Below are 11,766 nucleotides of genomic sequence, written 5' to 3'. Positions count from 1 at the left end.
GCGCAGGCTTCGCGGTACAGCTCGCGAGTATCGGTGCCGCGAGCGCGCAGCGCGGCGATGTCGGCCAGCAGGGCCGGCTCATCGTTCGGTGAGACGGGTGGGGTCGTCATGAGGGCATGATGTGTGGCGATTTGATATAAATAATACAACGTAAACCATAAAGTATCTTGATATTAGAGCCGCCCTTTAGACATAAGGGCGCTTCTGTCTAGACTATACTGTGCAGCGATCTCTTCAACGCGTCGCATCCATGCCCCAGCCCGCCGTCCTCATTGCGCCCGATGGGCCCGCCCGGCCCATCGAACAGTTGCGCATCCCGACCGACCTGTCCGGCGCCGCCGGCACGAACCGCGCGCGCGGCGCGATCCGTCTCGTCAGCGCTGGTGATGACCTGTCCGCGATCACGGCGTGGCTCGCGCGCTACGCCGATGTGCCTGGCACCGTCGCCGTCTATCGCAAGGAAGCCGAACGGTTATTGCTGTGGGTGGTGATCCAGCATGGCAAGCCCCTGTCGTCACTGACGCACGAAGACCTGCTCGTCTATCAGCGCTTCCTCGCCGATCCGCAACCGGCCTGGCGCTGGGTCATGAGCGTGCGCAAGAAACCCGGCCGCGCTTCGCCCGACTGGCGACCCTTTGCCGGCCCGCTGTCGCCGACCAGCATACGTCACGCGATGACGATTCTCAACGCCATGTTTGCCTGGCTCGTCGACGCCGGCTATCTCGCCGGCAATCCGCTGTCGCTCACGCGTCGCCGCGGCGTGGCGACGAAACCGGCCATCACGCGTTATCTGACGCATGAGTGGTGGGGCGTGGTCAAGACGACGATCGAAACGCTCCCTGCAGGCACCGAACGCGAGCGGCTGCACGCCGCGCGCTGCCGGTGGCTGTTCACCGTGCTGTATCTGGCCGGCCTGCGCGCCACCGAGATTGCCAGTACGCCCATGGGCGCCGTCTTCTGCCGGCGCGACGCCGCCGGCGTCGAGCGCTGGTGGATCGAAGTACGCGGCAAAGGTAACAGGACGCGCCTCGTGCCCGCCACCGACGAACTGATCGCGGAACTGGCCCGCTACCGGCGCGCACATGGCCTGCCGCCATCGCCGTACCGGGGAGAAATGCGTCCGCTGCTGCTGCCCCTGATCGGGCAGGAGAAGCCGCTGTCGCGCGGCGCGGTTCACCTGATCGTCAAGGAAGTCTTCGCCCTGGCCGCCGCGAGGTTGCGGGCGCGGGGGCCGGAATGGCTCGCGCAGGCCGACCAGCTCGCCGGCGCGTCGGCACACTGGGTGAGGCATACCGCCGGGTCGCACATGAGTGACCAGAAGGTCGACCTGCGTTTCGTGCGCGACAACCTCGGGCACGCGTCACTGGCGACGACCAGTGTGTATCTGCATGCGGAGGATGACGCACGGCATGCAGCGACACAGGCCCTCCACCGGCTTGGCTGGGTCTGAGCCGCAGCTGGACAGGAACAACAACCCTGCGTTGCGCCGAACCTTATGCCGGTCAGCTTTCTTACCCCAACCCAGCGCGAACAGTACGGTCGCTACCCGCGTGAACTCTCCGACGAGGATCTCGCGCGCTTCTTCTATCTCGACGACGGGATGCGCGAACTTATCCTGATGCGCCGCGGCGACCACAACCGGCTTGGCTTCGCGTTGCAGCTGACGACCGTACGCTATCTCGGCACATTCCTTGATCGTCCGGTTGATGACGTGCCGCCCAGGGTACGCGTCACAGTGGCAGCCCAGCTGGAGATCACCGACATCACGGGCCTGGGCGAATACCAGAATACCCGCCAGCGCCGACGGCACGTTGCCGAAATCCGTGAACGGTACGGTTATCGCGAATTGTCCGATCCGACCGTTGGCTTCCGCCTGACGCGCTGGCTCTGTGCGCTTTGCTGGACCGGAACCGAGCGGCCCGGCGTACTGTTCGAACGCGCGACGGCCTGGATGCTCACGCACAAGGTCCTGCTGCCCGGTGTCACCACGCTGGAACGCTTCGTCGCGCAGGTGCGCGCGAGGATGGAAGTGCGGCTGTGGCGCCTGCTTGCAGGCGGCATCACCGATGATCAGCGAAAAAAGCTCGAAGCATTGCTGACAGTTGCCGAGGGCAGCCGGCAGTCATGGCTGGACAAACTGCGCAAGGGCCCGGTCCGCGTCAGCGGTCCTGCGCTCGTGCAGGCCCTGCAGCGCGTGGAAACCATACGCGAACTCGGCATCAGTCTGCCGGCCGCCGCACATATCCCGCGTAGCCGTCTGGCCGCGCTCGCGCGTTTTGCCGGCACCGTCAAGGTGACCGTCCTCAACCGGCTGCCCCCGGCGCGTCAGCTCGCGGTGCTGGTCGCTTTCGTACACAGCATGGAAGCCAGCGCCCAGGATGATGCGCTTGATGTGCTCGATATGCTGCTGCGCGACCTGTTCTCGATGGCCGAGCGCGACGACCGGCGCGTGCGGCTACGCAGCCTGAAGGACCTCGACAAGGCCGCCGCGACGCTTGCCGATGCGTGCCGGCTGTTGCTGGATCCCGATGTATCCGACGCGACACTGCGCGAACGGATCTACGAGGCTATCGGTCGCGATGTGCTCACGCAGGCGCTGGATGATGTCAACACGCTCGTTCGACCACCCGATGACGTTTTCTATGAGGCGTTGCGCAAGAAGCGGCAGAGTGTCGCGCGCTTCATGCCCACGCTGTTGCGCCTCGTGAGGTTCGAGGCGAATGCGGCGGGTGAGCCTCTCGTCGCTGCGCTCGACTGGCTGCGCCAGCGACCGGCTCATGATCCGCCCGAAGCCATCATCGACAAGGGCTGGAAGCGCCACATGCTCGATGAGCATGGCAAGACGGATTACGCTGCCTATGCATTCTGCGTGCTCGACCGGTTGAAGGCAGCACTGCATCGGCGCGACATCTTTGTCGCGCCGAGCTGGCGCTATGCCGATCCGCGAGCCGGCTTGCTTAACGGCACCGAATGGGAAGCCACCCGCCCCATGGTGTGCCGCGCGTTGGGAGTATCCAGCGACCCCATGCCGGCGCTCGCGGCGATCGCAGCCGAGCTGGACCAGGCCTACCGCGCAGTCGAAGCCCGCCTGCCGCATAATCCTGCCGTCAGGATCGAAACCGTCGCTGGCAAAGACGAACTCGTATTGAGCCCGCTCGACCGGCTCGATGAGCCGCCAACGCTGAAGGCTTTGCGCAATGAAGTCAGAGCGCGCATGCCGCGCGTCGATCTGCCCGAAATCGTTCTGGAAATCGCCGCCCGTACGAGTTTCACGCAGGCGTTCACGCATGTGACCGAACGCGCGGCCCGAGCCTCGGACCTGACCACCAGCCTGTGCGCCGTACTGCTCGCCCAGGCCTGCAACACGGGACCCGAACCTTTCGTGCGTCAGGACGTACCCGCCCTGCGGCGGGACCGGCTTCTCTGGGTCGACCAGCATTATGTGCGCGACGACACGCTGGGTACAGCAAACGCAATGCTGGTTGCCGCGCAAAGCAGGATCGACCTCGCGCGTGTCTGGGGCGGAGGGGATGTCGCTTCGGCCGACGGCCTGCGGTTCGTGGTTCCCGTGCGCTCCGTGCATGCCGCGCCAAACCCGAAGTACTTCAACCAGCAGCGAGGCGTCACATGGTACAACCTGATCTCGGATCAGGCCTCCGGCCTGAATGCGATCACCGTGCCCGGCACCTTGCGCGACAGCCTCGTGCTGCTGGCCGTGGTGCTTGAACAGCAGACCGAACTGCAGCCTACCCGTATCATGACCGATACCGGCGCCTACAGTGACGTGGTGTTTGGGCTGTTCCGCCTGCTCGGCTACCGCTTCAGCCCGCGTCTGGCCGACATCGGCGGTACACGCTTCTGGCGCGTTGACCCGGACGCAGACTATGGCAAGCTGAACGGGCTCGCAAGGCAGCGCGTAATACTGAACCGGATCGAACCGTTCTGGGACGACCTGCTGCGTCTGGCCGGTTCGCTCAGGCTCGGGCTGGTGCCTGCAACGGGTATCATGAGAGTGCTGCAGGCCGGTGACCGGATGACCCGCCTTGCACGGGCTCTGGCCGAGTTTGGCCGCATCGAGAAAACGATCCATACGTTGCGCTACATCGACGACGAAGCGCATCGACGCGATACGTTGATCCAGCTGAATCTGGGCGAACGCCGGCATCAGCTTGCGCGCGAGCTGTTCCATGGCAAACGCGGCGAACTGCATCAGCAGTACCGCGAAGGTCAGGAAGACCAACTGGGCGCCCTCGGGTTGATCCTGAACGTCATCGTGCTCTGGAACACGATTTACATGGACGCCGTGCTCGCCCAACTGCGCGCCGAAGGCTTTGAGGTTCGCGACGACGACGTGGCCCGGCTTGATCCGCTCGGCTTCGAGCACATCAACATGCTGGGCCGCTACTCGTTTGCGATGCATGAGGCGGTGGCCCGCGGCGAATTGCGACCGTTGCGCGATCCTGATGACGGTGCCGCCGAAGCCGCCTGATGAAAGTTGCGCTCCCGCTACCGCCACACGCAGGATGACGGCCGCACACCCGAATATGTGGAAAACGAATGAAAGACGATGTCTGGCTTGACCAGCCGCTGACTGACGCGGAAATCGAACTGCTCGATGACTTCCTGATCAGCGGCGCCGTCCATGACGATTCTATGGACGTTTCGATGATGGACGGCTTCATCACCGCCGTTGCGTCGGGACCCAACATGCTGATGCCCAGCGCGATGCTACCGTGGATCTGGGACGCCGAACACGGAAAGAACGCCCCCCGGTTTGCCAGCACGAGCGAGGCGCGGCGTATCACTGGCCTCATCCTGCGGCACTGGAACGACGTGAACGACTCGCTGAACCAGACGCCCGATGCGTACGAACCCTTGCTGCCAGAACGGGAGGTCGAAGGAAACACGCTGTCGATCATCGATGAATGGTGCGAAGGGTATTGCAAGGGCATCGAAATCGACCGTGAGGCATGGGACCCGCTCATCGCGTCGCATCCTGAATGGTTCACGGTCATCATGCTTTACGGCACGCCAGACGGCTGGGCGGAACTGGAGCGCCAGCGATACAGCCTGGAGCAACATCAGGCATTCGCACTTTCGCTGGCCGATTCGGTCAGCCATATCCACCAGTACTGGGTCGGGCAGCGCAGACAGCAGATCGCGCGCGGCGAAATGCCCGGCGTGATTGCTGCCAGCCAGTCGCGCCGGCGCGAACCGAAAATCGGTCGCAACGATCCATGTCCGTGTGGATCAGGCCGGAAATACAAGCGCTGCCACGGTTCGGGAGCAGTCATGGATGATTTCCGATCCGGTTTCCCTCCGGACCCGGTCGAGCCGGACACAGGCGGGCCTCCCTTCGTGCTTTCGTCGCTCAGTCAGCGGGTTGCCCGTGACGGAACAGCAGTCGAAATCGAGATATACGAGAACGGCGAAGGAGGATGGCTGCTCGAAATCGTTGACGAATTCGGCAATTCGACGGTCTGGGACAAATCGTTTCCGACCGATCATGCCGCCCTGGCCGAAGCCCTGAAAACGATTGACACCGAGGGCATCGCGGCGGTCATGGGCTCTGCGCCGGCCAGCGCAACGAAGCACTGACCACCCTTACGTCGCGGCCGTCAGGGAACGGTCTGCGCTTATGTGCAATTTCCGTTCCGTTGATCCCCAAAGGCCGACGCCGAGCGACAAGGCGCGGGTCAGCGCGCAACGCAAGGCCCGCCTTCAGGCGGGATGGACGGAAGTCCGGGTCTGGGCGGCGTCACGGGACGACGTCCAGGCGATACGAAACTTTTCAGAGGAGCTTCGAATGAAGCGTCTTACAACGAACGTGCGGCGGATCGGCCGCGAACTCAATACACCGGTATCGGTGATCGAACGCGCCATGAGTGCGCTCAATCTGCAGGGCTCGTCCGACTACAACACGCCGTCCGGCGCGACGCTCACCCTGCTTACTGAACTGGCGCGCGAAGACAGGCTGGCAGACCTGAATGCGGTCGTAGCGATGTTCAAAGTGGTGCATCCGGGCAACGCGCGTTTCGTCGCGGACAGCGTGCCGGCGAAGGTGATGAGCAACATCATCGCGCACCGCCTGGATTCCCGTGGCAGCGAGCGGATCGTCAAGTGGACGGCCTCGAATACGGACTGGACCGAGGGGCTGCTCGCTGCCATCGACAGTTTCACCCTGGACGCCTGGGCGGCCAGCGCTATTCGGGAGATGCTCGCGATCAAGCTGAACTAGATCCCGACGCAAAAAAACGGCCCGCGATCTGGGCGGGCCGTTGTGTAGGCGGGGCGGAGAATGCCGCGGAACGACGTCCAGACCAGCAAACCCTGACCCCTTTTTTCTGTCGCCGACGCCTGCCTGTGCGCCGACTGCGCCACTAGAATAGCTTTTTTCCACCTTCCAGGCAACTTATGCGTACCGATCGCCGGATTAGCACGGTGCACACGCTGACGGTGCGCCAGCGGTTCTTTTGCGACTGCTGGTTCAACCTTGTCCACGAAGCGTCGCTGGACGCCTTTCGCGTGCGTGCCATGAATCCATTGAACATCACGCGCGAACTGCTCCGCATGTTCGACGTGGAGCACGCAAAAGAACCTGACATCGGTCGGGTAGCGCTGGAAGCGTACGAGGTCCTGAACGCTGCTGCCCTCTTGCAGGATGCCGCTTTCCAGCCCGCCGCGTCACAGCTTATCGCACTGCTTAAGGACGTGGCAGACAGCAAACCGGTGAAAGCGGCGTCAGAGGAAGGCGCGAAGAGCACTGACGCCGCGAGGCATGCCGGTACGCAGTTGATGAAGGACCGGTTCCTGGTCGATGCATTCGGGCGCGAGCTCATCCATGCGCTTGAGCAGCATTTTGTCCCGAAAAGTATCGCCTGGCTGTCAGCCGAACTCATGACGCCGGACGCCAACGAAGCGTTCGACGCGCTCGAGCCGCAACTCCAGAAAATCGAGAACTTTCTCTCAGCACTCTTAAGCACGCTCGTCAACCAGGGATGGAGCTTCGCCTCGTTGTTCAAGCTGTACCGGGACATGCTGCTGCCGGCCGACGCGGGAACGGCGGGCAGGCCGTATGCGTTTCATGAAGCGCTGCGCGGTGTGTTCAGCCGGTTGACCGGGGCACCCAGACCCTATCGCATCACGTTTCAGATCAACGGCGCAAGCAACCCCACAAATTTTCCACAAACCGTTGGGGATATCGCGTTCAGCACGGCACCACCTAATGTCGGCGCAAATTCGAGCGGATACGTACAACGCTATGCGCGCCCATTTGGCGGGCGACTGTTTGCGACCATGACAGTGGATGCGCCGGATGGCCGGATCGCAGGGTCGATCGCGAGCGACCACATCGCCGGCGTGCTGGATGTTGTGCGCTACGACTATGAGCGCAAGAATGTCCACCTCGCAGACCGGTTCCTTGTAGAAAAGACCGGCAAACATATCCTGTTACCGTTGCCGGGCAGCGTACCGAATCCGGATTCATCGCTTAGCGCACAGCAACTTGAGGTTTTTATGCGCCGGCTCCAGGAACTGGTGGCCAGCGGCACACTTGCTTCCGAAACGAAGGATCGGATCTATTCGGCGTTCCGGCTGTACCGCACCGGTGCCGATTCCTCAAATTTTGAGAACAAGCTCGTCAACTGGTGGACGGCGGTCGAATATCTCGTAAAGGGCAGCAGCAGCGGCAGTGACGGCATCGGCAACGGCGTCGAACAGTCGCTCGGTCCGACTGTCACGCTGTCCTATCTGCCCAAGCATCTTCTGGCATTGCGCGACATCCTTGTCAACGAACTGAAGATCGAACTTGCGGACGCAGCGGGTACACCCGTGGAACTGAAAAGTATCAAGCTTGCTGAATTCCACGCGCTGCTGCAGGACCCGGCGCACCGGCTCGCTATCGAAACTGCTTGTGACGATGCGCCCTTCGTGCGACTTCACCTCCGCCGGTTGCTTGCGGTTTTTACTGACAACAGCAAACTGCGGTCCGCCCTGTCGAACCACGAGCGCCGGATGCGCTGGCATGTCCAGCGCATCTACCGCGCACGTTGCGATATCGTTCATAGCGGCCAGCGGATGGTCGGCGCTACGTTGCTCTGGCGAATCTCGAGTTCTATCTGAAAACCGTACTGGCCGCTTTTCTGGATGCTTTGCATCGGCATCCGACGCTCAGTAGCGCGCGAGAATTCTTCGACCGGCAGGAGCATGCGCTGAAACTGGTACGAAGCGAACTCGGGAACAATCAAAACACATTGCTGCTGTCGATCCTGGCGAGCCGTGACGCTGCAAACGTTGCCACTGCGTGAAGACTAGCCGCGTTGCGGAGGCAGTCGAGCACTTCGGCGCTGATGTTCGACACAATTATGGCTTTTCCAGTTTTCCGTGGTCACTGCTCGTAGTGAAATTCGAGGTGCTGGCCCTGTCCAATCGCGATGTAAATTGCGCCGCAAAGTCATCGCCGGACATGCCGCCATTCTGGTACTGATGGACGTGGTACGCGCCGAAAAAAACTGTCACTACCCCTGCATCGCAACGGCGCGGCTGAGCACGAGCGAGTTGACACTTTTATATCCCGTTGAATCGTAATAAAAACGTCAACTCGCGTATGTCCGTAATAAGTTTGTCAATTCGCATCGCGAAGGTCTGATCGCGCGCCATGCTGCTGATCGGGCAGGGAAAATCGCTGGTTGGCGGTCGAGCCGTCAGCAAAGCCCAGGCGCGAATCGCCGGAAGCCGGTTACGGCTGAAAATGCCGCTGTTGCGATAACAAGAGTTATCACGCCAGTCATGTTTTCGCCAACATCTGCGGCGGCACGCGACTCTGAATGGCCGGTGTGGAGCGCCTCGAAAGGCCCGGTACGACCCAAAGCGGTCTTTGCTTCTTTCCGAAAGCCGCCGTTGGCGACCGGGCGAGGTGCTGTAGAACGTCAACAACCAACTGTGTCGTGCGGGGGACCGGCAGACACATTGCGGCGAGGGGCGATCCAAGCGAGCGCAGGGGCACGCCTGCCCTTGGGCGGGCGTTCGACTACATGAAAAGCGGCTGACCGGACGACGCGCTTCCGCCGCCGTCCACCGGCAAGTCGACACCGTTCACAAAGCTCGCGTCGTCACTTGCCAGAAACGCGATCACGGCGGCTACTTCGTGAGGTTGCGCGCCGCGTCCCATCGGAATTCGGCTTTCGAACGCCTGCTGCATTGCAGGGTGTTGCTCGAAGACTGGCATGTTCATTTCAGTGAACGTCATACCGGGGCTGACCGCATTCACACGTACGCCATGCTTGCCCAGTTCGAGCGCAAGACTGCGCGTGAAGTTGCTAAGGCCGCCCTTCGAGGCGTTGTATACGTTGAAGCCCGGATCAGCACCAAGACCGCACACCGATGAAACATTGATGACCGAGCCTTTCGTCTTCAACAAATGAGGAAGCGCAGCACGAATGAGATAGAACGGACCGCTCAGATTGGTGTTCACCGTGCTGTGCCAGTGCTCATCCGTTACGTCGAGCAGGCTACGCAGCGCGCCGACGCCAGCATTATTGACGACAACGTCCACGCGGTCGAAACGTGCAAGCGCAGCCTCGACGAGGCGTTCGACGTCCGCGCGCACAGTTATGTCGCATACATGGACAAAACTTCGCTGTGCAGCGCCAAGGGCGTCCGCGATATGCTGCAGCTTTCCCTCGCTGCGGCCGGCCAGCACAACGTATGCGCCCTCGTCGGCAAAACGGCGCGCTGTCGCAGCCCCGATGCCGCTGCCTGCACCAGTGACGATCACAACTTTGTTTTGAAAACGCTTTCCTTCCACTGTGGACACCCTGTTGTCTAAATTATCGATAGAAGGGAAAACACCTTACGACAGTCCTGTGGATAGCGTCAACTACCTTCGCTTTCGCAGCGTTTTGATGATTGAAAATCATCTAGTGGACCGCTCCTGGCCGCGAGTCGACCACCGCGTCAGACCATAGCCGACCCTGAACGGTCTCTCAGTTTTCTCGAAAGCGGACGCTCAGTTACGGACGCCGATCGGAGCCTACGCAACGGAACAGGCGTCCGTATCAGTCTGAGTAGGCTTAGGGCGATGTCGGCGGGGATTCCCGAGGCAGATCGGATGGTCGTGGAAGGTTATGCTGGGGCGCCCGTTCGATCGCACCTCTCCGAGTCATAACGGGAAACCGGTCACCGTTGATCGGCGGTTGTGTTCGTAAAAAATCGGCCAGATCAAGTAGCGCCCGATCCACATAAGCAGATCCGTGTCAACGTCGGCCGTAATTTCCCCAGAAGGGAGTATCTATCCGACGCTGACAGATCCGCAAGCTTGGGTGGCTTGAGCGCCTTGGCGCCCAGTTTCTGCTGACCGGCCTTTTGGACCGTCGACTTGGGATGAACTAGACGATTTCTCTCACTAAAGACTTTACGTAGTGCTTCGGCCTCGGCACAACCTAGTGGCATCCTGTAGTCAGGTAGCACTATTTTCGGCCCATGCAACCATTTTTCAGGCGTCGACTTTGATTCGATCAGTTGGAAAACGTCCTCCTTATCGAGCATCGAGAGTCCCCATGCCAGCGCGAGATTGATCTCGGCTTCACAGAGCGACGCTGAGAGTATCGCTACCTCGGTGTAAAGAGGCATGATCCGCCCCAAATAGCGATGGGAAACTCGCTCTTAAAGCGTTTTGTCAATACCAGATCGCCGCTTCGCTTCTTCATCAATCTCCACGGCGGATGCTCCGGGATTCAGGGGAATCAGCTGCGCGCGCCACTTTTCATAGTTGGCGCGTGCCTCGACGGTGGTTCGGGTAGCATCGCTTGTGATCTCGTCACGCAATGCGACGAACTGCGGCCAAAGACCTTTCAATACATGTTCGAGCCAGTTGTCGCTTCCGACATGCCAGTTGGGTACTGCAACTGTGGTCTCAGCAATCTTCTTGCGAAACTCGTCCCAACCATCACCAATAATCAACGTCCTTTGGTCCGATGCCGGGCGCACCCTTTTTCTATGAAATATCGACGTCCACTTCGTGAAAGTCAACGTACCTTGAAGTTCAAATTACAGATGTGGATGCGGGGACAAAATCGATTGCTCCGATGCTGTGTTTAAGCGCCTCGAAATCTGAGCACGGATATGCGAAGGCGAGGAATTCAGTGTCTTTTGCGTGATTCAATGCAATCGAGGCTGGATCGAAGCCGCCCAGAAATATCAGTTGCGCAGTCATTTCCTCCGAAATCGCTGGCATCGGTTGCACGGTTACGAATAGCGCGACATCGTCGAACGGTGCACCGTCGGGGGGCAAAACCAACAGACCTGGGCGATTCACGCCGTCAGCCGTTCGAATGACCGGGATGCCACCCGTCGGAATGTCTCCGTCGAGGCCTAGGTTCGAAAGGGGGAACCTCCAGGCTGTTAGTCTGAGGGCGACCACGTCGTCTGGCATATTGAACGTCAGTTGCTTTTTCTTGGCGGTTTCGCGCACAGGGAAGCTCGTGAACTCTTGGGTCTGGATCGTAAACAAGTGTCCCGATTGATCCGCGAGCGGAACGGCCTTCCGTCGAATGATTGTTTTCACCTTTCCATCTTGCGAGAAATGTGCTTCGCCATCGGGGTGATGCGCGTACTTGACCAAATGGCTCGCTACTTTGCCGCCTTTGGCAAGGTCGAGACTATTGACCTTTCCATAAATCATGACGTCACCACAAGGTTGCCTGAATCCAGCACGCGGCGATGATCGAAGGTCGGTGCTGAGCGCTTTTGAGCTTGTTGCGAGCGACG

9 protein-coding genes are annotated in these 11,766 nt (G+C 60.7%); 5 read left to right on the top strand and 4 right to left on the bottom strand.

What is annotated here, in order from left to right; all coding sequences use genetic code 11:
* Positions 1-250 precede the first annotated feature (250 nt).
* Together HV796_RS37735 and HV796_RS37730 are read left to right on the top strand one after the other, a co-directional pair.
* On the top strand, positions 251-1,450 hold the full coding sequence (locus HV796_RS37735) for a tyrosine-type recombinase/integrase (RefSeq protein ID WP_175232931.1): 1,200 nt from the start codon (positions 251-253) through the stop codon (positions 1,448-1,450).
* Between the two features lie 45 nt (positions 1,451-1,495).
* Positions 1,496-4,489, top strand: coding sequence for a Tn3 family transposase (locus HV796_RS37730; protein WP_175232930.1), 2,994 nt, complete (start codon positions 1,496-1,498; stop codon positions 4,487-4,489).
* A gap of 17 nt (positions 4,490-4,506) precedes the next feature.
* Here the strand turns inward: HV796_RS37730 and HV796_RS44635 are convergent, their stop codons facing one another.
* A complete protein-coding gene (locus HV796_RS44635; RefSeq protein WP_246356278.1) occupies positions 4,507-4,644 on the bottom strand; it encodes a hypothetical protein in 138 nt (45 codons plus the stop codon).
* Here HV796_RS44635 and HV796_RS37725 point away from each other — a divergent pair.
* From HV796_RS37725 to HV796_RS37715, 3 genes are all read left to right on the top strand, one after another.
* Positions 4,588-5,598, top strand: a complete 1,011-nt coding sequence (locus tag HV796_RS37725; RefSeq protein ID WP_246356277.1) for a UPF0149 family protein — start codon at positions 4,588-4,590, stop codon at positions 5,596-5,598. The genes HV796_RS44635 and HV796_RS37725 overlap by 57 nt on opposite strands.
* A gap of 208 nt (positions 5,599-5,806) precedes the next feature.
* The gene (locus tag HV796_RS37720) at positions 5,807-6,238 is read left to right on the top strand and encodes a hypothetical protein (protein WP_175232928.1); all 432 of its coding nucleotides are present in this window, start codon (positions 5,807-5,809) and stop codon (positions 6,236-6,238) included.
* 203 nt (positions 6,239-6,441) lie between these two features.
* Positions 6,442-8,121, top strand: a complete 1,680-nt coding sequence (locus HV796_RS37715; RefSeq protein ID WP_175232927.1) for a hypothetical protein — start codon at positions 6,442-6,444, stop codon at positions 8,119-8,121.
* A 907-nt stretch (positions 8,122-9,028) separates the two neighbouring features.
* Here HV796_RS37715 and budC read toward each other — a convergent pair.
* The 3 genes from budC to HV796_RS37700 all read right to left on the bottom strand — a co-directional run.
* On the bottom strand, positions 9,029-9,775 hold the full coding sequence (gene budC / locus HV796_RS37710; protein WP_343053068.1) for a meso-2,3-butanediol dehydrogenase: 747 nt from the start codon (positions 9,773-9,775) through the stop codon (positions 9,029-9,031).
* An 887-nt stretch (positions 9,776-10,662) separates the two neighbouring features.
* Positions 10,663-10,959 (bottom strand): hypothetical protein, encoded by a 297-nt coding sequence (locus HV796_RS37705; RefSeq protein ID WP_175232925.1) that lies wholly within the window; start codon positions 10,957-10,959, stop codon positions 10,663-10,665.
* A gap of 82 nt (positions 10,960-11,041) precedes the next feature.
* Positions 11,042-11,766: hypothetical protein (locus HV796_RS37700; protein ID WP_217478125.1), on the bottom strand; the 725-nt coding region annotated here is incomplete at its 5' end.

Source organism: Paraburkholderia humisilvae (genome assembly GCF_902859855.1).
Classification (GTDB): Bacteria; Pseudomonadota; Gammaproteobacteria; order Burkholderiales; family Burkholderiaceae; genus Paraburkholderia; species Paraburkholderia humisilvae.
This window is presented reverse-complemented; position numbering and strand designations above follow the sequence as displayed.